At 40.0% G+C, this 22,872-nt stretch carries 19 protein-coding genes; 12 read left to right on the top strand and 7 right to left on the bottom strand.

Features of this window, described 5'->3' with window-relative positions; genetic code table 11:
- The first annotated feature begins 6 nt into the window (after positions 1-6).
- Genes F993_RS10490 through F993_RS10500 form a run of 3 tightly spaced genes read left to right on the top strand, consistent with a single transcriptional unit; the run spans position 7 to position 3,298 of the window.
- On the top strand, positions 7-1,095 hold the full coding sequence (locus F993_RS10490; protein ID WP_004654073.1) for a DUF6708 domain-containing protein: 1,089 nt from the start codon (positions 7-9) through the stop codon (positions 1,093-1,095).
- 10 nt (positions 1,096-1,105) lie between these two features.
- On the top strand, positions 1,106-2,197 hold the full coding sequence (locus tag F993_RS10495) for a DUF6708 domain-containing protein (protein ID WP_004654071.1): 1,092 nt from the start codon (positions 1,106-1,108) through the stop codon (positions 2,195-2,197).
- Positions 2,198-2,209: 12 nt separating this feature from the next.
- Positions 2,210-3,298, top strand: coding sequence for a DUF6708 domain-containing protein (locus F993_RS10500; RefSeq protein WP_004654069.1), 1,089 nt, complete (start codon positions 2,210-2,212; stop codon positions 3,296-3,298).
- Between the two features lie 69 nt (positions 3,299-3,367).
- Here the strand turns inward: F993_RS10500 and trmB are convergent, their stop codons facing one another.
- Positions 3,368-4,084, bottom strand: coding sequence for a tRNA (guanosine(46)-N7)-methyltransferase TrmB (trmB, locus tag F993_RS10505; protein ID WP_004654068.1), 717 nt, complete (start codon positions 4,082-4,084; stop codon positions 3,368-3,370).
- A 182-nt stretch (positions 4,085-4,266) separates the two neighbouring features.
- Here trmB and F993_RS10510 point away from each other — a divergent pair, with 182 nt between their 5' ends.
- A complete protein-coding gene (locus F993_RS10510) occupies positions 4,267-6,702 on the top strand; it encodes an ExeM/NucH family extracellular endonuclease (RefSeq protein WP_004654066.1) in 2,436 nt (811 codons plus the stop codon).
- A gap of 206 nt (positions 6,703-6,908) precedes the next feature.
- Positions 6,909-7,520 carry a glutathione binding-like protein gene (locus F993_RS10515; RefSeq protein WP_004654065.1) on the top strand — a complete coding sequence of 204 codons (612 nt, stop codon included), beginning with the start codon at positions 6,909-6,911 and terminating at the stop codon, positions 7,518-7,520.
- 53 nt (positions 7,521-7,573) lie between these two features.
- On the opposite strand, the gene F993_RS10520 is transcribed toward F993_RS10515, so the two are convergent.
- Both F993_RS10520 and ahpF read right to left on the bottom strand, forming a co-directional pair.
- Positions 7,574-7,918, bottom strand: a complete 345-nt coding sequence (locus F993_RS10520) for a hypothetical protein (RefSeq protein WP_004654063.1) — start codon at positions 7,916-7,918, stop codon at positions 7,574-7,576.
- Between the two features lie 156 nt (positions 7,919-8,074).
- Positions 8,075-9,640 carry an alkyl hydroperoxide reductase subunit F gene (gene ahpF / locus F993_RS10525; RefSeq protein ID WP_004654062.1) on the bottom strand — a complete coding sequence of 522 codons (1,566 nt, stop codon included), beginning with the start codon at positions 9,638-9,640 and terminating at the stop codon, positions 8,075-8,077.
- A gap of 230 nt (positions 9,641-9,870) precedes the next feature.
- On the opposite strand from ahpF, the gene F993_RS10530 reads away from it, so the two are divergent.
- Positions 9,871-10,089, top strand: coding sequence for a DUF1653 domain-containing protein (locus F993_RS10530; protein ID WP_004654059.1), 219 nt, complete (start codon positions 9,871-9,873; stop codon positions 10,087-10,089).
- Positions 10,090-10,129: 40 nt separating this feature from the next.
- Positions 10,130-10,717, top strand: a complete 588-nt coding sequence (locus F993_RS10535; RefSeq protein WP_004654058.1) for an O-methyltransferase — start codon at positions 10,130-10,132, stop codon at positions 10,715-10,717.
- On the opposite strand, the gene F993_RS10540 is transcribed toward F993_RS10535, so the two are convergent.
- Positions 10,694-11,743 (bottom strand): AraC family transcriptional regulator, encoded by a 1,050-nt coding sequence (locus F993_RS10540; protein WP_004654055.1) that lies wholly within the window; start codon positions 11,741-11,743, stop codon positions 10,694-10,696. The genes F993_RS10535 and F993_RS10540 overlap by 24 nt on opposite strands.
- Before the next feature lie 122 nt (positions 11,744-11,865).
- On the opposite strand from F993_RS10540, the gene F993_RS10545 reads away from it, so the two are divergent.
- A complete protein-coding gene (locus F993_RS10545; RefSeq protein WP_004654053.1) occupies positions 11,866-13,059 on the top strand; it encodes an alkane 1-monooxygenase in 1,194 nt (397 codons plus the stop codon).
- A gap of 51 nt (positions 13,060-13,110) precedes the next feature.
- Here F993_RS10545 and F993_RS10550 read toward each other — a convergent pair whose 3' ends face one another.
- Together F993_RS10550 and ahpC are read right to left on the bottom strand one after the other, a co-directional pair.
- Positions 13,111-13,320: a KTSC domain-containing protein gene (locus tag F993_RS10550; RefSeq protein ID WP_004654051.1), complete on the bottom strand. Its 210-nt coding sequence runs from the start codon at positions 13,318-13,320 to the stop codon at positions 13,111-13,113.
- A gap of 252 nt (positions 13,321-13,572) precedes the next feature.
- Positions 13,573-14,136, bottom strand: coding sequence for an alkyl hydroperoxide reductase subunit C (ahpC, locus tag F993_RS10555; RefSeq protein WP_004654049.1), 564 nt, complete (start codon positions 14,134-14,136; stop codon positions 13,573-13,575).
- Between the two features lie 476 nt (positions 14,137-14,612).
- On the opposite strand from ahpC, the gene hrpA reads away from it, so the two are divergent.
- Complete coding sequence (hrpA, locus tag F993_RS10560; protein WP_004654047.1) at positions 14,613-18,467, top strand: ATP-dependent RNA helicase HrpA; 3,855 nt, start codon at positions 14,613-14,615, stop codon at positions 18,465-18,467.
- A gap of 45 nt (positions 18,468-18,512) precedes the next feature.
- Entirely contained in the window at positions 18,513-19,619 is a 1,107-nt protein-coding gene (locus F993_RS10565; protein ID WP_004654045.1) for a beta-ketoacyl-ACP synthase III, read from the top strand.
- A 62-nt stretch (positions 19,620-19,681) separates the two neighbouring features.
- Here the strand turns inward: F993_RS10565 and lipA are convergent, their stop codons facing one another.
- A complete protein-coding gene (lipA, locus tag F993_RS10570; protein ID WP_016539771.1) occupies positions 19,682-20,695 on the bottom strand; it encodes a lipoyl synthase in 1,014 nt (337 codons plus the stop codon).
- 189 nt (positions 20,696-20,884) lie between these two features.
- On the opposite strand from lipA, the gene sthA reads away from it, so the two are divergent.
- Together sthA and F993_RS10580 are read left to right on the top strand one after the other, a co-directional pair.
- Positions 20,885-22,300 (top strand): Si-specific NAD(P)(+) transhydrogenase, encoded by a 1,416-nt coding sequence (sthA, locus tag F993_RS10575; protein ID WP_004654041.1) that lies wholly within the window; start codon positions 20,885-20,887, stop codon positions 22,298-22,300.
- A 79-nt stretch (positions 22,301-22,379) separates the two neighbouring features.
- Positions 22,380-22,850: a DUF3465 domain-containing protein gene (locus tag F993_RS10580; protein ID WP_004654039.1), complete on the top strand. Its 471-nt coding sequence runs from the start codon at positions 22,380-22,382 to the stop codon at positions 22,848-22,850.
- Positions 22,851-22,872: the final 22 nt, after the last annotated feature.

The raw sequence follows: 22,872 nt of genomic DNA, 5'->3' as shown, positions 1-22,872 counted from the left end.
CAATTGATGTTAAAAGAAGATTACGAAACCAAGTTTACGACACTTAATCAACCATTTGAGGTTGGAATTCCTAATAAAAATGGCCGATTACGTCTAAGAGAAATTGATATAAAAAGCCTAAAAACGGATCAACTTTATCCTCATCGTCAGGTGATTCGATTTAATTCTACTTTTGTAGAGGTCATGGATAGTTGGGAGTTTATTCGTGGACGTGCAACTGCATTGGCGCTTCCGATGTGGGCTGCACTATTTTTTGCTATTTTTATGTTCCTGTTCTTTATGTATAGCTTGTACTTTAAGCAAGTTTACTGGAGTGTAGCTGTATTCTCATGTTTAACGATTGGTTTAGGTTATTTAGTCTATTCGAATTATAAAATGGCGAAGTATGATTTATTTGGCTATACCCATTATCCAATTCGTTTTAATCGGAAAACCCAGAAAGTTTATGCTTTTTCACCTCAACAACAAAAAATCATTGAGCTAAACTGGCAGGAGTTACGTTTTTCGGCTGTGAAAGATGATTTTGATATTGAGTTAAGAGCAAGTTTAGTAAATGCAGAGAATGTTGTAGAAGAAGAAATCATTTTTCCGTTTAGAGCACCGAGATATCAACCTGAATTAGTTGATCAGCATTTAGCTTTTTTTAAAGCCTATATGCAAGGTGATGATCTAAAAAGGATTGATGCAGCTATTCCAGAGTTTTTTGATATTAATAACAGGAAAGAAACTTTTAAGGAAAGTTTTGAACGAGTTTATATGTTTCATGATATCAATGAAAAGGTTCAACAGACTCGACCAGATGAACGACATATTTTATCGGCTGCCTTGAATGTTTCCTTTTGGTTACCTTATTTATTATTGAGGCGTTTAGGATTAATATTTTCAAAAATCCCAAATTGGCCAGTAAATATTAAACAGGACTGTCAGGTGGAGAGTAACGATCCTTATGACTCGATAGGAAAACAGCGTCATTTGATTCCATTAAAGTTTAAAGCATCACAAATTTCGTTGATCATTTTAAGTGCAGTTATTCAGTTGGGTATAGGTTTTATCTTCTGTGTAGGAGTAGTGTATTTCGGATGGAAGTATTTATGATGAACGATCAATGCTAAGGGAAGATTACGAAACCAAGTTTACGACACTTAATCAACCATTTGAGGTTGGGATTCCGAATAAAAACGGACGTTTACGTCTAAGAGAAATTGATGTAAAGAGCCTGAAAACAGATCAGCTTTATCCCCATCGTCAGGTTATTCGATTTAATTCCACTTTTGTGGAGGCCATGGATAGTTGGGAGTTTATCCGTGGACGAGCAACAGCATTAGCACTTCCAATGTGGGCCGCATTATTTTTTGCGATTTCTATGTTTTTATTTGCTATATATAGCCTGTATTTTAAACAGGTTTATTGGAGTATTGCTATAATTTCGTGCCTAACGATTGGTTTGGTTTATTTAGTTTACTCGAATTATAAAATAGCGAAGTATGATCTATTTGGTTATACTCATTATCCGATCCGCTTTAACCGTAAGACCCAGAAAGTATATGCTTTTTCACCTCAACAACAAAAAATCATTGAGCTAAATTGGCGAGATTTACGTTTTTCTGCAGTACGAGAAGGACGATATGATATTGAGTTAAGAGCAAGTTTAGTAAATGAGGATAATATTGTAGAAGAAGAAATAATTCTCCCATATATTTCATTTGATAATAATGATTTTATTGATCAAAATTTGGCATTCTTTAAAGCCTATATGCAAGGTGATGATCTAAAAAGTATAGATGCGGCTATTCCAGAATTTTTTGATATTTATAACAGAAAAGAAACTTTTAAAGAAAGTTTTGAGCGTGTTTACATGTCAAATGATGTGCTTAATGAATTAGCTATGCAAACACGTCCAGCAAAAAAAGATATTTCTGGTGTCTCAATGATGGCAGTTATTTGGTCTTTAACTATATTAGTTCGACGGCTTGGAATATTTTTTTCAAAAATACCACAATGGCCTACTCATATTGAACAAGAATGTCAGATTGATAGTAATGACCCTTATGACTCAACAGGAAAACAACGTCACCTTGCACCATTAGTGTTTACTTCGGCTGAAAAATGTATTTTATTTATAGGTTGGTTATTAGGAACAAGTATCTTTATCGCATTTCTGGCAGGATTGGCTTATTTAAGTTGGAACTATAGATAAGAATAAGATCAAATGTTAAGAGAAGACTACGAAACCAAGTTTACGACACTTAATCAACCATTTGAGGTTGGAATTCCTAATAAAAATGGCCGATTACGTCTAAGAGAAATTGATATACAGAGCCTGAAAACGGATCAAATTTATCCCCATCGTCAGGTTATTCGTTTTAATTCTACTTTTGTGGAGCTCATGGATAGTTGGGAGTTTATCCGTGGGCGTGTAACAGCATTAGCACTGCCTATGTGGGCCGCATTATTTTTTACGATCTCTATGTTCTTATTTGCTATATATAGCCTTTACTTTAAACAAGTTTATTGGAGTATTGCCATAATTTCGTGTCTAACGATTGGTTTGGGTTATTTAGTCTATTCGAATTATAAGATGGCAAAGTATGATTTATTTGGCTATACCCATTATCCAATTCGTTTTAATCGGAAAACCCAGAAAGTATATGCTTTTTCACCTCAACAACAAAAAATCATTGAGCTAAACTGGCAGGATTTACGTTTTTCTGCTGTACAAGAAGGGCGGTTTGATATTGAGTTAAGAGCAAGTTTAGTAAATGCGGATAATATTGTAGAAGAAGAAATAATTTTCCCTTTTATTACAAAAATATATGGAAAAGAATTGGTTGATCAGCATTTGGCATTCTTTAAAGCCTATATGCAAGGTGATGATCTAAAAAGTATAGATGCGGCTATTCCAGAATTTTTTGATGTTTATAATAGAAAAGAAAGCATTAAGGAAAGTTTTGAACGTGTTTATATGCAGTTTGATGGTGAAGAAATCATCCAGCAAACCCGCCCTGCGGAACGAGATAATGGAATAGCAACAGTTGCTTTTCCTTTATTCTTACTCATTTTATTAAGACGCTTGGGAGTATATTTTTCAAAAATACCTCAATGGCCTACCCATATTGAAAAAGAATGTCAGATTGATAGTAATGACCCTTTTGACTCAACAGGGAAACAACGCCATCTTGCACCATTAGTGTTTACTTCGAATGAAAAAATTATTTTGTTCCTAGGCTGTTTAGTTGGGACAATTATCTTTATCGCATTTCTGGCTGGATTAGCTTACTTAAGTTGGAATTATGGGTAAGTTGCTGTGTTAAGCGCGTATAAAAAAGCCACTAAACAATTAGTGGCTTCCTTTGAAAACTAAATCGACTTATTTAATTTTCTTAAAGATAAAATCATTAATCTTATGACCAGATTCAAGACCACGACGTTCAAATTTGGTCACTGGACGCCATTCTGGGCGAGGGTAGCTATTACCTTTGCCTGCCAAGTTTTCCATATCTGGACGATTATCTAAAATATCAAGCATCCACTCTGCATACGGTTCCCAGTCAGTTGCTGAATGGAAGGTACCGCCAAGTTCTAACTTCTGTTCGACCAGTTGCATACGCTCATGAATTACGAAACGACGTTTAAAGTGACGTTTCTTCTGCCACGGATCTGGGAAATACAGCTGTACGCAGTTAATGCTGTTATCTGGCATTTCACGTAATACTTGGATTGCATCGGCATCCAGTACAAACAGGTTCTTTAAGCCTGCCATACCTGCTTCATAGACACACTGTGCGATACCAGGCACATGTACTTCGATACCGACAAAATTACGTTCAGGATTGGCCTTTGCCATTAACACCAAAGAACGGCCCATACCAAAACCGATTTCAACGGTTAATGGACGTTCAGGATGTTCAAAATGCTGGCGTAAATCACCAACAGGGTATTCCAAAATTAAATCACGATAATCTTCTAAAGCAGTACGTTGTGAAGTATTGAGCGGAGCTGAACGACGCATAAACGTCACAATTTCACGATGCTCAGGCAAATTGTCGAGTTCCGTAATTTGCGTTTCTAACTGATCGTTTGACATGATTCTGGAGATATAAATATAGAAATGCCGTATTTTAAGTGTTCAGGTGGTCAAGTCAAACTTTAAGTGATTTTATTTAGTCAGTCATTTTTGAAATTGCTTAAAATTTGTCAAAAAATCTTCATGTAGCTGTCACAGAAATTGCATAGCCTAATTACAATTTTAACACTAAGTAAAAAACCATGAACAATTTTAAATACCATTCGATCGCCATTTGTTTAGGCCTGTTAGGTGCATCTTCACTCTTTTCTGCTGCACATGCACAACTGATGTTTAGCCAGTATGTCGATGGCAGTAGCAATAAAAAGGGACTGGAAATTTATAACCCCGATGCCACAACAGTGAATTTAGCCGATTATGAAATTCAGCAGTTTAATAATGGTGGTACAGTCAAAACCGCGGCTTTTCCTTTACAAGGTAGCTTGGCCAGTAAACAAAAATTCCTGATAGGTCGTTCAGAATTACAGGTACAATTGGGCGATAAGGTTAATCAAGTTGCGGGATTATCTTTTAATGGCGACGATGCCATTGTGTTGCTTTATCGCGGTACGCCAGTAGATCGTTTTGGTCGAATCGGTGAGCGTCCAACGGCAGGTTGGGGTACAACGGTATTCAGTATGGCGAATAGCTTTAAACGCATTCAAACGGATAATCCCGTAGTGAGTGTTGATCCGACCAGTCCATTTGACCTCGACCAATCTTGGCAGGCATGGACAGATCGGAATGACTTTTCGAATTTAACAGGTTCAACGACCACACCACCTGTAGATGCCGTCAGCTGTAGCAGTAGTGACACACCAATTGCCAGTTTAGCCGAGTCGACTCAGAATCAAAACTATACCATTCGTGGTGTGATCACAGCGGATTATCGTTATAGCAATGGTTTCTCAGGTTTCTATGTGCAAACACCTGATAGCAAAGCCACACCAAATGTCAGTAACGCCATCTTTGTTTATATTCCTGCGAGCAGTGCAGTCAAAGGTGGGCAGGTTGGTGATGAAGTCATCCTGCGTGGTCGTTTAACCAGTTATCAAAACCAACTTCAATTGGATCAGTTACAACAGGATATTAAAACCTGTAACCAGAACATGGCATCGCTGATCCAACCACTGGACTTAAACTTGCCATTTAGCAGTTTGACCGATACAGCGGGTAACTCTCCAAAACGTTATCAAGGGATGTTGGTGAAATTACCGCAAACGTTGACGGTAAGTGAAAACTATAATTTTGGTCGTTATGGGGAACTTTCTCTAAGCCTTGGTCGCTTATTTATTCCGACCAATCTTTATCCTGCACTTTCAAATGAAGCCAAGGCTTTAGCACAACAAAACTTACTTTCTAAGATTATCTTTGATGATGGTTATAACAATCAAAATCGCGCACCGTGGTTGCCACAAAACTTTAGTGCTTTAAATACGCTACGTTCGGGTTATCAGTTAAAGAATGCACAAGGGATTCTAGAATATCGTTTTAATGCTTGGCGTGTACAACCGATTGCAGGAGCAAACTTGCCAGAAGTGGTAACCACCAATCCGCGTACAACGATTGCGGCTAAACAAAGCAAACATATTCGTGCTGCGGCATTTAACGTGCTGAACTATGACAATGGCAAGAATGGTTTCCCAACGGAACGTGGTGCCAACAGTCAGGCTGAATTTGATAAGCAACATGCCAAAATCGTCAATGCATTAAAATCAATTGATGCAGATGTGTATGGTTTGATGGAGATTGCCAATAATGGTTATGGCAGTGATAGTGCAGTTGCTAACTTGACTAAAGCTTTAGGACCAGACTGGAAATATGTGATACCCGAAGGACTCAATCAGTTGGGTACCGATGTGATTGCAGTTGCGATTATTTATAATAACAAACGTGTGCAGCCTGTGAATAAACCTGCGGTGTTGGACCTGGGGGATAAAAGCCGTTCGACCATTGCGCAATCCTTCAAGCCTGTACAAGGTGGACAAATCTTTACAGTGATTCCAAATCATCTTAAATCGAAGAGCTGTCGAGGTGTCGATGAAAACTCTCTCGATGCAGATCAACGTGATGGACAAGGCTGCTGGAACCCGACCCGAGTGAAAGCGGTTGAGCAACTCACTCAATGGATTGCCAAGAATCCAACCCAAGTGAAGAATCCGAATATCTTACTTTTAGGTGATATGAATAGTTATGCTAAAGAAGATCCGATTCTGACTTTTGAGAAAGCCAATTATAAAGTTCTGTTGAATGACAGTAAGGTCGGTGAGGGGAGTAAGGCATATAGCTATGTCTTTGGTGTATCAAGTGATGCAGATGGTTATGGCGGTGCAGGTAACCTAGATCATGCCATTGCTGATGCCAATCTGTATAAACGTGTGATTAAAACTTTTGCATGGCATATCAATGCCGATGAGCCAACGGTATTGGACTATAACGAGGAATATAAAACCGATGAGCAAAAGGCTTTGTTCTTCTCGGCAGATGCTTATCGTTCTTCAGATCACGATCCTGTGATTGTTGATTTGGATATGAAAAGTTCAGATTCTCAACTTGAACCGAACAACCCTAAAAATATCATCGTTGAATTTTTAAACTCATTATTTGAATGGTTAGGCAAGCTTTTTGGTCGAGCGTAACCTGATTTCCGTGACATTGTTAGGTTTGTTTTTTCATAAATTAATCAATCGTCACGGAATATAACTTGCAAGGCAGAAAAAAATTCATTAATAGTAGTGGTGTAGATGTTCTTAGCATGAAAGCGATTATAAATTTTAGTTATTTCTGTTCTCGAGTTTCGTAGGAACGTTCTAGAGCATAAGTTGTTAGATAACAAGGATCAATTATGAAGTTGTATTATTCCCCTGGTGCTTGCTCATTGGCTGCCCATATTATTTTAAATGAAATAAATGTCGATTTTGATTTAGAACGAGTTGATCTAAAAACACATAAAACTTCAAAAGGTGCAGATTATTACGAGATTAATCCAAAGGGCTATGTCCCTGCATTGGAAATTAATCCAGGTTTGATTTTAACTGAGAATGTGGCGATTTTACCGTTCTTGGCGCAGCATGATCCGAAGCAGGATTTAATTCCACCTTCGGGAATGGGGCGTGCCAAAGTCCTTGAATGGTTAGGCTATTTGAATTCAGAACTGCATGATGCTTATTCCGTATTCTTTAGCGGTAAACTCACTGATGATGAGAAAACCAAAGCCTATGCAGAAGTTGATCGTTTACTTAAGTATATCGACAACTATTTAGCTGAATCAGATTGTGATTATTTAGTTGATGATAACTTTGGCCCTGCGGATGCCTATTTATTTGTCCTCACCAACTGGTCCAACCATATCGAACATGACTTAACGCCGTATATCAATATTATTGCATTGCGTAATAAAGTGGCTGAACGTCAGTCGGTGCAAATTGCGATGCGCGATGAAGGTTTATTAAGTTAATTCAGACCAATAAAAAAGCCTCTGTAAACAGAGGCTTTTTTATCTCAACTCAATTATTGTTGAGCTTTTTCTTTCACATCAGCAGCACCAGATTCTACCGCACCCGCAACTTTAGCCGTAGCATCACGTGCAGCAGCTTCAGTTTTAGCAGCAGCTTCAGCCGTTGCAGCCGCAGTGTGATCAGCAGCAGCATCAATTTGATCACCCGCTGTATCTACCGCAGTAGCAACATTGCTCGCAGCAGCATCAGCAGCATTCTTAACATCAGCACCAGCTTGGTCAGCAGCATGTTCTAAATGCTCACCTGTAGTTGCACCAGTTTCAGGTGCTTTATCTTTATTACAGCCTACAAGCGCAACAGTAGCAGCAAGACCTAAAGCAACAAGTAATTTATTCATTGTCTATTTCCTTTTCTTTGTGGCATCCAATAGGAATGGATACCGAAAATATAAACATAAACTTGATGAATAATAAAGTTGAAAATTTGTTGATAACTTGTAAAAACACGCACTTACATCGCAAAATGTAAGGGCGTGCACATGTTTTAGATCAGTTTAAACACCAGAACGGATCATGTAATCAAAGGCAGACAGTGATGCTTTCGCGCCTTCACCTGTGGCAATGATAATTTGCTTGTATGGCACTGTCGTACAGTCACCTGCGGCAAAGACACCTTTGACATTGGTTTCGTTGCGATCATTAATCACGATCTCACCACGGTTACTCAACTCAACCGCACTGTTCTTCAAGAAATCCGTGTTTGGCAATAAACCAATCTGTACAAAGATCCCTGCAAGTTCAACGGTGTGTTCAACCTCAGTGGCACGGTCTTTGTATTTCAATGCTGTCACTTGAGCACCATCACCGACCACTTCAGTACTTAAGGCATTCATGATCACAGTGGTATTTGGCAAGCTGTTTAATTTGTCCTGCAATACTTGGTCAGCACGTAGTTTGGTATCAAACTCAACCAAAGTCACATGCTCAACAATCCCGGCAAGATCAATCGCTGCTTCGACACCTGAGTTACCACCACCAATCACTGCAACACGTTTACCTTTGAATAATGGACCATCACAGTGAGGGCAATATGCGACACCACGAGTACGGTATTCAGCTTCACCTGGCACATTCATTTCTCTCCAACGTGCACCTGTAGACAAGATGATGGTTTTCGATTCAAGTTTGGCACCGTTTTCAAGTTCCACTTCAACCAGACCGTTGGCCGTTTGATCTGCACCAGTGATCTTGCTGACACGTTGCAAGTTCATAATGTCCACACCGTACTCACGCACATGGGCTTCCATATCTTGAGCGAACTGAGGACCTACGGTTTTTTGTACCGTGGTGAAGTTCTCAATATCCATCGTGTCCATCACCTGACCACCGAAGCGTTCAGCCACGATACCCGTTTTGATGCCTTTACGTGCCGCATAGATCGCCGCTGTACCTCCAGCAGGACCGCCACCAATCACCAACACATCAAATGCATCTTTGGCATTGATTGCGGCTGCATCTTTCTCAGCTGAATTGCTATCCAACTTGGCAACGATTTCTTCCAAAGTCATACGACCTTGACCAATGTGCTGATTGTCTTGGAACACCATTGGCACCGCCAAGATTTTGCGTTCTTCAACTTCATCTTGGAAGAAAGCACCATCAATCATGGTTGCTGTGGTATTTGGATTGTTGATCGCAATCAAGTTCAAAGCTTGAACCACATCTGGACAGTTATGGCAGCTCAACGATACAAACACATCAAAGTTTGCAGTTAAGTTGAGGCCTTTGATCTGAGTGAGTACGTCATCAGACACTTTAGGGGCATAACCTGATACTTGTAATAATGCCAAGATCAAAGAAGTAAACTCATGTCCCATTGGTAAGCCAGCAAAGAACACACGTGGTTGTTCACCTACTTTGGCTACACCGAAGCTAGGACGGCGAGCGTTTGAACCGTCAAAACGCGCCGTAACTTGGTCAGAAAGTTCAGCAATTTCAGTCACGAGTTCTTTGATTTTTGCAGCTTTGTCCGAGTCATCTAAAGCAGCAACCAACTCGATTGGACTTTCTAAACGTTCTAAGTAAGCTTTTAATTGAGTTTTAATATTTTGATCTAACATATATTTCTCCAAAGGCTAAGGCTTTTAAATCAGCTAAATTCATTCAATGAGGCTATAGTACGCAAAAGTACTGAATAGATAAAACAGTATGTTTTTATGAGTTTGATCGGTTTTTTGAATTTTTAATGAATTTACTATTTTTTGAACATTTCTTTCACCAAAAATTTGAGTACAATCAAAGTTGTTATATAACTGCAATCATTTCGTGGCATAAATAAAGGGTAAGTAATATGACCTTACAACGTGGCATTTATCAACACTATAAAGGTCAGCTGTATCAAGTGTTTAACGTGGCTCGTCATAGTGAAACAGAAGAAGAATTGGTGGTCTATCAATGCTTATATGGTGATTACTCAATGTGGGTACGTCCATTGGCAATGTTTAGTGAAACTGTTCAGCTCGAGGATGGTCAAATTCTGCCACGCTTTAAACTGATACAAACGACTTAAATTCAATACACTTTGCATAAGCGTAGTTGGGGGATCAAATATGACCAGCACTGTATTTTTAAAACGTATCTCTGATTTATATGATGAGTTTAAACAACATGATGCTCGACAGTCTGATCGTTTAAGACGCTACCGAAATATTGAAGCTGAGTCCGCCAAACTGCTTGCAATGCTGGTCCGTACCCAACGATCTAAGCGGATTCTAGAAATTGGCACCTCGACAGGTTATTCAACACTTTGGCTGGCTGAAGCAGGTAAAACTGTTGGTGGGGGTGTACAAACCTTAGAAATTAATGCCTTTCGTAGTGCGCAAGCAAAAAAATATGCGGAAGAATTTGGCTTAGAGCCGTTTATTGATTTTTGGGTGGGGGATGCTGCTGATTATCTGGCCCAAGCGACTGCACCTTATGATTTGATCTTACTGGATGCTGAACGTGGTAGTTATGTGAGCTACTGGCAAGACTTGAAGCGTTTATTGCAGTCTTCGGGAAGTACCTTAATTGTTGATAATGTGATTTCTCATGCAGCAGAGGTGAAGGAATTCCTGGAGCTGATTAAAGATGATGAAGATTACATGAGCACCATTCTGCCGATCGGTGCAGGTTTATGTATGGTGGTGTTGAAGTGAATTGATTTTACTTTGATGATGTAGTCGATATGCTTGAGGGCTACAGCCAATCATTTTATTAAATGCACGGGTGAAATTGGCAGGGTTGGAATAACCGAGTTCATAGGCAATATGGGTAATGGTAAAGGTCGAGTTTTCTAATAACTCAATGGCACGCTCAGTACTGATTTGCTGCTTTAAAGCCTGAAACTCAACGCCGTGTTGCTGCAAATAGCGTTGCAAGGTTTTGGTCGAAATGTTTAATACTTTGGCACATTCCATGAGGGTTGGGACTTGATTGGCTTGTCGCAACATCATGCTGACCCATTCCACAATTTCTCCTTGATGATAGATCTTCTGGATTTGTTCCTGACAGCGTTGTTCAACTATTTTTAAACTATGTGCATCTGCCAAAGGTAAGGGTAGTGCCAATTGTTGCTGATCAATCACGACGCGGATACCTGCAAGCCAGGTATAGTTAAAATGGAAATTGGCTTTCACTAAGGATAAATAACGTTCTTGATAGCTTGGCTCTGGAACACTCAAATAAACTTGGTAGCGTTGCAATTGCTGACCCGCCAATTCTAATAGGCTGTAGTAGAACGCTACGGCAATCGCTTCAATATGAAAGGCCAAACACTGCTTATTCATCTGCAAAATTGGTTCAAATAACAGTTCAACTTTTTGTGAGCCTGTTGGAAACTGAATGCTGAGCTTAAAACTTGGCATAATCAATCTAAAATATTGTGCAATCAGCCTCAGTGCATGTTCTAGATTAGGACTGGTCATGAGTGCATAACCGACGAGACTATGTGAGCTGAGCTTGATATTTTTACCGAGTTCAAAGGCCAAGTCTTGGGTATTGGGCAGACTTAAACCAATTTCTATGAATTGTTCAATTTGTTGAATCGATAATAATTCTGTTTTTGCCAGTTCTTGCTGTAGTGCCATCAACAAATCATTATCGTATTGATGCGTACCGATTAAAATTTCAATCAGTCGTAAATAATAACGTGATGGAATAACCGGGATCTGCTGCTTTTGCACAAGAAAAACTCATTAAAGTCTTAAAATGATAATAGCAAGTCTTAAAATGATAATATAGAGGGATAGTGAAAGGACACAATCAATTCAAGCAAAACATTTTGTGTTTGATTGAGGAATTTCTAATGAATATGCATACTCAACTGGATGTCGAGCAAGCGACAACAACATTTAAGGATAAAAAACGTCATTTATGGCTATTGGGTTTGGCTGTACCGACTATTGCAATGGGTGGTTTGGCGGGCTATCAATTTGGTCCTAAAAAAACGAAAAAGTTCTTTGCTTCATTTGGGCCATTATTTATTCATGGCGTTATTCCAACCTTAGATAAACTCATTGGTGAAGATACGGAAAACCCACCATTAGATGCAATCGCAGATTTAGAGGCCGATCCCTATTACGCCCGTATTGTTAAACTTTTTATTCCTTTACAATACGCGGCCAATATCTATGGGGCCTATTTAGCCAGTCGTAAAGACACGTCAGTTGCAGATCAGGCTTTATTGGGAACTTTGGTGGGCATGGTCAATGGAATTGCCATTAATACTGCACATGAATTGAGCCATAAGAGCGGACGTTTAGAGCATTATCTTTCGCATTTGGCTTTAGCACCATCGGGTTATAACCATTTCCGAATTGAACACCCGTATGGACACCACCGTCGCGTTGCTACACCTGAAGATCCAGCATCGTCACAATTTGGCGAAAGCTTCTGGAAGTTTTTACCGCGTACCGTGATTGGTAGTTTTAAATCAGCAATCGAAATTGAAAAGAGCCGCTTAGAACGTAAAAAACTGCCTTTCTTCTGTAAGGAAAATGAGTTGATTCATGGTTGGGCGATGTCTGCTGTCTATCATGCCAGCATGTTGAGTAAGTTTGGTCTGCGTTCAGTCCCATTCCAAGTCACACAAGCGGCCTATGCAATTACCTTGTTTGAGTCTGTGAATTATATTGAACATTATGGTTTGATGCGTGCAAAGAAAGAAAATGGTCAATATGAACGGACTTTGCCAGAACATAGCTGGAACAATAATAACCTCGTGACCAATTTGTTCTTGTATCAATTACAACGTCATTCGGATCATCACGCCAATCCGACTCGAAGTTTCCAGACATTGCGTCATTTTGAAGATGCACCACAATTACCTGCTGGTTATGGCGCCATGATTTTACCCGCGTTTATTCCGTCGTGGTGGTCAAAAATTATGGATGATCGAGTGGTGCAACACTATAAAGGTAACTTGGACAGAATCAATGTTTACCCTGAAGCCAAACAGAAGATGTTAGATAAATATGTTGAACAGCAAGATGCTGCTTAAAGTTTAAGTGAGATACAATGAAAATCAGCCCAACGGGCTGATTTTTTATGACTAGGCTGAAATACAGAGTCGTTTAAAATGCAGATCAAATTCAAGATATTTGTGCACAAAGGCGGTTTTATCATTGGTGCGAAGCAAATTATTGTAGATAAACTCTGGAACTGGATGATAAAGCTCACCTGAGCCATTGCTATAGAAAATTTTTAAATAGCGCGAAGAAACATCATATTTCCAAGAGGTTACAACAACCGGTTTATCCATATATTTGTCCCCATATTGATTTGATCTTTTAGTACATAGTTAACAACTCTGGTGTTCTATTCTTTGACACTACTCCAACTGAAACCGTCTGACAATTCATAAATGAAGCTTGCTATAAATTTATAAGTATAAGAATTGTAAAAAATTAGCTATAAAATTTAGGATGGAGCAGGCGAGAATTTCTCAAGTAAAGTAGATAAAAAAACCACCCTAAAAAGGGTGGTTTCGGACGACTAGGTCTAATCTAAATAATTAGATTTTACCAACTAAGTCGATAGATGGAGCAAGCGTAGCTTCGCCTTCTTTCCATTTAGCTGGGCAAACTTCACCTGGGTGAGCGTGAACGTATTGAGCAGCTTTAACTTTACGAAGAAGTTCAGATGCATCACGGCCGATACCACCAGCATTGATTTCAACGATTTGGATTTTGCCTTCTGGATCGATTACGAAAGTACCACGGTCAGCAAGACCAGCAGCTTCGATTAATACGTCGAAGTTTTTAGAAAGTGTCCAAGTTGGGTCACCGATCAATGGGTATTGGATTTTACCAATAACTTCTGAAGTGTCGTGCCAAGCTTTGTGCGTGAAGTGAGTGTCAGTAGACACGCCATAGATTTCAACGCCTAGTTTTTGGAATTCAGCATAGTTGTCAGCAAGGTCGCCTAACTCAGTTGGACATACGAAAGTGAAGTCAGCTGGGTAGAAGAATACAACAGACCATTTGCCTTTAAGATCTGCTTCAGATACGTCAACAAATTGACCGTTGTGGTACGCAGTCGCTTTAAATGGTTTAACTTCAGTATTAATTAAGCTCATCATTGTCTCCATGATTGAGGTTTTATTGAGAGGCTAACGCCTTACTTGTTTACGAGGTCAAGAATAAATAATTTTTAGTTATTGGGGAAATAGTATTTTTACATGACTAAAATCGGAAAATTGAATAACTCAATAAAAACGACTTTCACCCAAGAATATCTGTCCTATTTGACTGCATCGAGATGAAGCAAACATGACAAAAGATCCAGAACTAATGTGCATAACAACATGAAGTCTACGCCATCAAAATTCAAGGGTAAAATTGAAAAAATCTAAAATTATATAAAAAACGGAGATATACGATTAAATTTTCCGCATTACGAGACTCATTAACACAATTCAATAATACTGAGCAGCGCTAAGCATCTACCAATAATGGATAGGTCTAATGCTAAGGCCTAGAAAAGCTTTCTTTGCATAGCAAGGGTTTAAGGCGTAAAATAGCCGATTATTTAATTTTTCAGGAAAGCTGTTCAGTGCAGAGTCATTTAAATGTAGATCAATTGGTTATGGCTCGTGACCGTCACCGTTTAAATCGACTGCGCAAAGATAAAAAAATAGAAACAGCAGAAATCGAAAAACTCATTCAACAATCGAATCATAAGGTAAAACAACGCTTAGCACGTGTTCCCAAGATCAAGCTGAATCAAGACCTGCCTGTTACCCAATACGCAGACCGTTTAATTGAAGCAATTCAAAAGCATCAGGTCATCATTGTTGCTGGTGAAACGGGTTCTGGTAAAACCACTCAGCTTCCACAAATTGCCATGCTGGCAGGGCGTGGACTCACAGGTATGATTGGTCATACTCAGCCACGTCGATTGGCGGCTCGAAGTGTCTCACAGCGTATTGCGGAAGAAGTGGGCGAGAAGCTTGGCGAATCAATTGGCTTTAAGATTCGTTTTAATGAGCAAGGTTCGCAAGATTCAATCGTGCGTTTGATGACCGATGGTATTTTGTTGGCTGAATTGACCAATGACCGTTTTCTTTCGAAATATGACACCATCATTATTGATGAAGCGCATGAACGCTCACTCAATATTGACTTCATCATGGGCTATCTCAAGCAGCTTTTGCCAAAACGTCCTGATTTAAAAGTGATTGTGACCTCGGCTACGCTAGATGTAAATCGTTTTAGTCAGTATTTTTATAACGCACCGATTTTTGAAGTCGAAGGGCGGAGCTTCCCTGTGGAAGTGCGTTATCGCCCGATTTCTGAGCTAAGTATTGTTGGTAGTGATGATGATGAGTTTGATGACTTTGAAGAAAATCTGCCACGTGCTGTAGTACAGGCTGTCGAAGAATGTTTTGCTGATGCTGAAGCAAAAGGTCATCCTGAATATGCGGATATTTTAATTTTTGCCAGTACAGAGCAGGAAATCCGTGAATTGCAGGAAACGCTGCAAAAATATGGCCCTCGTCATACTGAGGTTTTACCTTTATATGCACGTTTGGCGCTGGCTGAACAGCAAAAGATTTTTAGTCCGAGTGGCAAAGGGCGACGTATTATTATTGCGACCAACGTGGCGGAAACGGCGTTGACGGTGCCAAATATTCGCTATGTGATTGATAGTGGTTTTGCTCGTATTTCACGTTATAACTACCGTTCGCGGGTACAGCGCTTACCAATTGAAGCGATTTCACAGGCAGCAGCCAATCAGCGTAAGGGGCGCTGTGGTCGTATTGCTGCGGGTGTCTGTATCCGGCTATACAGTGAAGAAGATTTTTTAAGTCGTCCAGAGTTTACTGAACCTGAGATTAAACGAACCAACTTGGCTTCTGTAATTTTACAGATGCAAAGTTTAGGTTTAGGTAGTTTAGAAGATTTTGACTTTATTGAGCCGCCTGATTTCCGTTTGGTCAATGACGGACGTAAGCTTTTGATTGAGTTGGGTGCATTAAATGAACGTAAGAATGATTTAACCAAAGTCGGTCAAATGATGGCGCGTATGCCGATTGATCCACGCTTAGCACGTATGTTGGTTGGCGGGGCTCATTTTGGTGTACTTAAAGAAACACTGATTATTGTCAGTGCCTTGGCGATTCAAGATCCGCGTGAACGTCCAGCTGATAAACAAATGCAGGCCGATCAAAAGCATGCCTTATTCAAGGAAGCAGATTCAGACTTTTTATTCTATCTGAAGCTTTGGAATACGATACAAACCAGTCCTGATACACAAACCGAAAACAAGCGCCGTCAATTTGCGCGCCAACATTTTTTAAGTTGGTTACGTCTGCGGGAATGGAAGCAAACCCATCAGCAGTTAGTGGAACTGGCAGAAGGTTTAAAGCTGAGTTTTAATGAAAAAGGTGCGAATTACGAAAACCTGCACCGTGCACTTTTAACCGGGCTACTTTCATTTATTGCCAATAAAACAGATGAACGTAATACTTTTATGGCGGTGCGTCAGCAGAAAGCCAAAGTGTTCCCAGCCAGTACCTTACACAAGACCAATACCGCTTGGGTCATGGCCTTTGAGATGGTGGAAACTTCTCAGGTGTATTTACGGACTTTAGCCAAAATTGATCCTGAATGGATTCTGTTGGCAGCTCGTGATTTATTGAAGTACCACTATTTCGAGCCACACTGGTCGAAAAAAGCGGGTATTGTAAATGCCTATGCACAAATATCACTATTCGGTTTAATCATCGAGCCAAAGCGAATGATTAATTTTGAGAAAGTAGATCAAGCTGCGGCACATGAAATCTTCTTACGTGATGCTCTGACCACGGGTAATTTAGGTGTTACACCGCCGTTTTTAAAGCACAACCTACTGAAACTCGAAGAAGTTGAACGGGTAGAAGATAAGTTGCGTCGTCGCGATTTAGTAGTCGATGAGGAAACCATTTACCAGTTCTATGCCGAGAAAGTACCAGAGGAAATTGCCAGTCGTCGCAGTTTTGAAGATTGGCGGGCAACAGTAGAAACAGACAATCCACGCTACCTGTTCGTTGAAGATGATGCTTTGTGGATGAATGATCGTCCCACCACGCAACAATTCCCTGATTATTTACATAATGGTCAGTTACGTTTGGCTGCAAGCTATCGTTTTGATCCAAGTCATGAGGAAGATGGGGCAACGGTTAAAATCCCTGTGCAGGCTTTACCGCAAGTGGATGAAAAGCAATGGTCTTGGGGAATTCCTGGTTGGCGACAAGATTTAATTGAAGCTTTGCTCAAAGCACTTCCTAAAGACAAACGCCGTAATTTGGTCCCGATCCCAGATACAGCTAAAAGGCTCATACAGGGGATTGATGCGGTGCATTTACGCGAGCATTTATTTAGTTACTTAGCCTTTGCATTACGTGGTGAGCAGATTACTGAAAAAGACTTTTCTTTTGAACGTATCGATCAGTATCTGATTCCATTTATCAAGGTGGTAGATGAGAAAGGCAAATTGATTGCACAAGGGCGTGATTTAGATGAATTAAAAGCACGTTGTCGTGTTGAAACTCATCGTCCAGTGAAACAGCAAGCCGGTGAGTTCCAGACCTTCCCTGAAAACTTTGTGTTTGAAGCATCACAAAAAGTTACCGGTGTCATTGTTAAGCAGTATCAAGCTTTGGTTCCTACCAAGCGATTTGCTGAGCTTGAAGCCAAAGATGAGGCGGGCGTGGTGATTCAAACCTTTAATGATCAGGATGAAGCGATTAAGCAGCATCGTGAAGGGGTAATCCGTCTGGTACATATGCAATTGGGGGATTTAATCCGTCAATTGAAAAAACAGATTTCCAGGCCTTTAGCTCTCGCTTATTCACCGTTGGGTGATCGTGCCAAGCTGGAGCAAATGCTGGTCTATGCAACCTTACAGATTTCGATTCAAGAACTGCCTAAAAATGCCACTGAGTTTCAGCAGTTACTGACTGAAACTAAAAAGCAATTTTTAGCAAATGGTCAACAGACATTGAGTGATTTAACTGAAATATTTACTCAATGGCAGCAGATTCGCCGTGAACTATTGGTCTTGGATCAGAGTATTTTTGGCCGAAGTGTCGATGACATAGAAGATCAACTTGATTTAATGTCATTAGCCAACTTTGTTTATAGCCAATCACCTGAAATTTGGCAGGAATACCCGCGTTATTTGAAAGCGCTGCTATTGCGTTTAGATCGTTTGCCCAATAATCTACAACGAGACCTTGCTGCAATTGATGATGTCGATCCATGGATGGACAAAGTATTTAAATTTAAAAACGATCCTAAAATTAAAGAACTGTATTTGATGTTGGAAGAATTTAGAATTTCTTTGTTTTCTCAACCGATGAAAACAAAGCTGCCTATTTCACCAACTAGATTACAAAAACTATGGGATCGATTAGCAATCGGTTAAACTGAGAAATATGAAAGTTAGAAGCATTCTTTACAGGAGTTTTGCATGGGCATCCGTATAACAGGTACAGGGTTATTTCACCCAACCGAATCTATTTCCAATGAAGAGTTGGTTGAAAGTTTAAATGCTTATGTAGAACAGTATAACCAAGATCACGCAGCGCAAATTGAAGCTGGCGAAATTGAAGCTTTACGTGGCTCGAGCCCTGAATTTATCGAAAAAGCATCTGGTATTCAACGCCGTTATGTGGTCGAAAAATCAGGTATTCTTGATCCAACCCGTTTACGCCCACGTTTGCAAGAGCGTAGTAATGATGAACTGTCACTTCAAGCGGAGTGGGGCGTTATTGCTGCAAAACAAGCGATGGAAAATGCAGGCGTGACTGCAGAAGATATTGATGTGGTAATTTTGGCGTGTTCAAATATGCAACGTGCCTATCCTGCAGTTGCGATTGAAATCCAGTCAGCTTTGGGTATCCAAGGTTATGCTTATGACATGAACGTGGCATGTTCTGCTGCAACATTTGGTTTGAAACAAGCCTATGATGCCGTGAAATGTGGTGCGCGCCGTGTGTTATTGCTCAATGTTGAAATTACATCAGGTCATTTAGACTACCGTACCCGTGATGCGCACTTTATCTTTGGTGATGTTGCGACTGCATCAATTATTGAAGAAACTGAAACCAAATCGGGTTATGAAATCTTAGATATTCATTTGTTTACCCAGTTCTCAAATAATATCCGTAATAACTTTGGTTTCTTAAACCGCAGTGAAGATGCCGTTGTGGACGACAAGTTATTCCGTCAAGACGGTCGTAAAGTTTTTAAAGAAGTTTGTCCATTGGTTGCTAAAATCATTACCGCACAATTGGAAAAACTTGAATTAAGCGCTGAACAAATCAAGCGTTTCTGGTTGCATCAAGCCAATGCCAATATGAATGAACTGATTTTGAAATTGGTAGTCGGTAAAGAGGCTGATTTAGAACGTGCACCGATCATTTTGGATGAGTTTGCTAATACCTCGTCTGCAGGTGTGATTATTGCGATGCATCGTACTGGTGAGCAAGTCAATAACGGCGAATATGCTGTGATCTCTTCATTCGGTGCTGGCTATTCTGTTGGTTCGATTGTGGTGCAAAAACATATAGCCTAGGCTTTTGTTTTAATCATAAAAAAACACCACAATTGTGGTGTTTTTTATTGCCAACTAAAAAGTTAAGCTTCAATCGCTTGAACTGCAATTTTCTTGGCAGGATCGACTTTACGGCGTACCGCTGGAACAGGTTCACCATGGTATTGGCGATCAGCAAAGTAGCTTGAGCGAACCATTGGTGCAGACCAGATATTTCTAAAACCAAGTTTACGACCATGCTCAGCATAGCGTTCAAACTCTTCTGGTGTTACAAAGCGGTCAATTGGTGCATGTTGCTTAGATGGTTGTAGATATTGACCAATGGTAATGTAGTCAACATCATGTGCTCTAAGATCATCGAGCAGGGCAATCACTTCTTCTTCAGTTTCACCGATACCGACCATCAAACCACATTTGGTTGGTACATCTGGGCAGTATTCCTTAAACATTTTTAATAGCGTTAAAGAGTGCTGATAATCAGAACCTGGACGCATCGCTTTATACAAACGCGGCACAGTTTCAATGTTATGGTTGAATACGTCTGGTGGGCATTCAGTCATGATGCGTAAGGCAATATCCATACGACCACGGAAATCAGGAACCAGAATTTCCAATAGGGTTTTTGGGCTTAATGCACGGGCTTCTTTGATACAATCAACGAAGTGTTGAGCACCGCCATCTAAAAGGTCATCACGGTCAACCGAGGTAATCACCGCATATTTGAGGCCGAGATTGGAAATCGTCTCTGCCATATGGCGTGGTTCATCTGGATCTAAAGCATTTGGACGACCATGTGCTACGTCACAGAAAGGGCAGCGACGTGTACAGATATCACCCATGATCATAAAGGTTGCTGTACCACCACCAAAACATTCAGGTAGGTTAGGACAAGCAGCTTCTTCACATACGGTATGCAGTTTTTGCGAGCGCAAGGTTGTTTTGATACGCTGAACTTCTTCTGGGGCGGTCATCTTGACTCGAATCCAGTCAGGTTTGCGAGGTACTTCAACCGTAGGGATAACTTTTACAGGAATTCTCGCGACTTTTTCCGCGCCACGAAGTTTTATACCCTGTTCAGGTTTACGGTGTTCAGACATATAATTTCTACAGCCTTTGACTTGAGATATCCCGTTATTATAGTCAAATTTACTGGAATAAAGCATGAAAAGTGGTATTCATTTTGAAAATGTAAATATATAAAAATATATAGTTGTGAAATACATCAACTGGCTGCATATTGGTTATCATATATAAAGCAAAAACGGTTAGAAACAAAGGAGCTTTGAATGCCACGTAAGAAAGAGGTCGTTGGTGGGAATATTGTTAAGTATGATGCAGTAATTCTCGGTTCTGGCCCAGCTGGCGAAGGCGCGGCAATGAAGCTTGCAAAAGCAGGTAAACGTGTTGCAATCGTTGATGTTCGTGATCAACTCGGTGGTAACTGTGCACATGTAGGAACAATTCCAAGTAAAGCATTGCGTCAAACAGTTTCAAGTATTATTCGTTATCAACGTGATCCAATGTTTCAAAAAGTCGGTGAGTGGAAACAATTCACCATGAAACAGGTGTTGCGGAATGCGCATAAAGTAATTCAACAGCAAGTTGATACGCATACACGTTTTTATGACCGCAATAAAATTGAAGTTTTTCACGGTCGTGCCTATATCCAAGATAAAAACACGGTACTGATTTTTGGTCAGGATGGTATTAAAGATACGATTATTTGCAAGCAAATTGTGATTGCAACGGGTAGTCGTCCATATCAACCCCAAGGTTTAGACTTTAATCATCCGCGCGTATTTGATTCAGACAAGATTCTTGATCTCGATTATTCAATCCAAAAAATCATCATTTATGGTGCAGGCGTAATTGGTTGTGAATACGCTTCTATTTTTATCGGACTCGATCATAAAGTTGATTTGATCAACACCCAGCAAAAGCTTTTAAGCTACCTAGATGATGAAATTGCCGATGCATTGTCATATCACTTACGTGAACAAGGCGTATTGATTCGTCACAATGAGCAAATTGATCGTTTAGAAACCTTTGATGATCACGTGGTTCTACATTTACTTAGCGGTAAGAAGATCAAAGCAGATGCGATCTTATGGTGTAATGGCCGTTCAGGTAATACCGATGGTTTAGGCTTGGAAAATGTGGGTCTAGTACCGAATGGTCGTGGTCAGTTGATGGTGAATGATCAATATCAAACTGAAGCTGAAAATATTTATGCGGCAGGTGATGTAATTGGTTGGCCATCATTGGCGTCAGCGGCGTATGACCAAGGTCGCTGCGCAGGTGCAAACATGGTGGGCGAAAAGAATGTGAAGCCAATCCGTGATGTACCAACAGGTATTTATACCATTCCAGAGATTTCTTCAATTGGTAAGACTGAGCAGGAATTGACAGAAGAGAAAGTACCTTATGAAGTAGGGCAAGCTTCTTTCCGTCATTTGGCGCGCGCGCAGATTACTGGTGATACTGTTGGTGAATTAAAGATCCTATTCCATCGTGATACTTTGGAAGTTTTGGGTATTCACTGCTTTGGTAACAATGCAGCAGAGATTATTCACATTGGGCAGGTGGTGATGCACAGTCCAAACAATACCTTGAAGTATTTCGTAGAAACGACATTCAACTACCCAACCATGGCTGAAGCCTATCGCGTTGCAGCTTTGAATGGTATGAATCGTTTGTTCTAAGTGCTAGAGACGTTGTATGATCAAAATGCCAATCGAATCGATTGGCATTTTGCTATCTTGTATTTGATAACAGGTCACTATGAAAACTCAAAAAAATAATCTGATTCTGGTTGCTATTGTTGTTTTGGTAGCAGCTTATTTTGGTCTTGATTTTAAGCAAAAACAAAATACCAGTCATTCCTCTATACCAGATACGAGTAATGCTGTAGCGGTCGATGATCAAAACAAGATCATGCAAGCCTATCAGCAGCAACGAAGTAATGTGCAAGTTCAAGCACAGGGTGTTGTGAAAGCGATTTTGCCAGATGATAATGAAGGTTCAAGACATCAGAAAATGATTCTTAAACTGGAGAATGGTTTAACGGTCTTGATCGCACACAACATTGATTTAGCGCCAAGAATCGAAGGGCTGAAAAAAGGCGATACAGTTGAGTTTTTTGGTGAGTATGAATACAGCCAAAAAGGTGGGGTGATTCATTGGACCCATCATGATCCGCGTGGAAAACATGTTGATGGTTGGTTGAAATATCAAGGAAAAATGTATCAATAATATAATGAGATTTAAGGAGAAA

The organism is Acinetobacter proteolyticus, from assembly GCF_000367945.1.
Taxonomy (GTDB): domain Bacteria; phylum Pseudomonadota; class Gammaproteobacteria; order Pseudomonadales; family Moraxellaceae; genus Acinetobacter; species Acinetobacter proteolyticus.
The sequence above is the reverse complement of the archived record's forward strand: the minus strand, read 5'-3'. Positions and strand labels throughout refer to the sequence as shown.

Coding starts and splice junctions, on each gene's coding strand:
- F993_RS10490 (WP_004654073.1), top strand. CDS start 7: ATGTTAAAAGAAGATTACGAAACCAAGTTTACGACACTTAATCAACCA.
- F993_RS10495 (WP_004654071.1), top strand. CDS start 1,106: ATGCTAAGGGAAGATTACGAAACCAAGTTTACGACACTTAATCAACCA.
- F993_RS10500 (WP_004654069.1), top strand. CDS start 2,210: ATGTTAAGAGAAGACTACGAAACCAAGTTTACGACACTTAATCAACCA.
- trmB (WP_004654068.1), bottom strand. CDS start 4,084: ATGTCAAACGATCAGTTAGAAACGCAAATTACGGAACTCGACAATTTG.
- F993_RS10510 (WP_004654066.1), top strand. CDS start 4,267: ATGAACAATTTTAAATACCATTCGATCGCCATTTGTTTAGGCCTGTTA.
- F993_RS10515 (WP_004654065.1), top strand. CDS start 6,909: ATGAAGTTGTATTATTCCCCTGGTGCTTGCTCATTGGCTGCCCATATT.
- F993_RS10520 (WP_004654063.1), bottom strand. CDS start 7,918: ATGAATAAATTACTTGTTGCTTTAGGTCTTGCTGCTACTGTTGCGCTT.
- ahpF (WP_004654062.1), bottom strand. CDS start 9,640: ATGTTAGATCAAAATATTAAAACTCAATTAAAAGCTTACTTAGAACGT.
- F993_RS10530 (WP_004654059.1), top strand. CDS start 9,871: ATGACCTTACAACGTGGCATTTATCAACACTATAAAGGTCAGCTGTAT.
- F993_RS10535 (WP_004654058.1), top strand. CDS start 10,130: ATGACCAGCACTGTATTTTTAAAACGTATCTCTGATTTATATGATGAG.
- F993_RS10545 (WP_004654053.1), top strand. CDS start 11,866: ATGAATATGCATACTCAACTGGATGTCGAGCAAGCGACAACAACATTT.
- F993_RS10550 (WP_004654051.1), bottom strand. CDS start 13,320: ATGGATAAACCGGTTGTTGTAACCTCTTGGAAATATGATGTTTCTTCG.
- ahpC (WP_004654049.1), bottom strand. CDS start 14,136: ATGAGCTTAATTAATACTGAAGTTAAACCATTTAAAGCGACTGCGTAC.
- F993_RS10565 (WP_004654045.1), top strand. CDS start 18,513: ATGGGCATCCGTATAACAGGTACAGGGTTATTTCACCCAACCGAATCT.
- lipA (WP_016539771.1), bottom strand. CDS start 20,695: ATGTCTGAACACCGTAAACCTGAACAGGGTATAAAACTTCGTGGCGCG.
- sthA (WP_004654041.1), top strand. CDS start 20,885: ATGCCACGTAAGAAAGAGGTCGTTGGTGGGAATATTGTTAAGTATGAT.
- F993_RS10580 (WP_004654039.1), top strand. CDS start 22,380: ATGAAAACTCAAAAAAATAATCTGATTCTGGTTGCTATTGTTGTTTTG.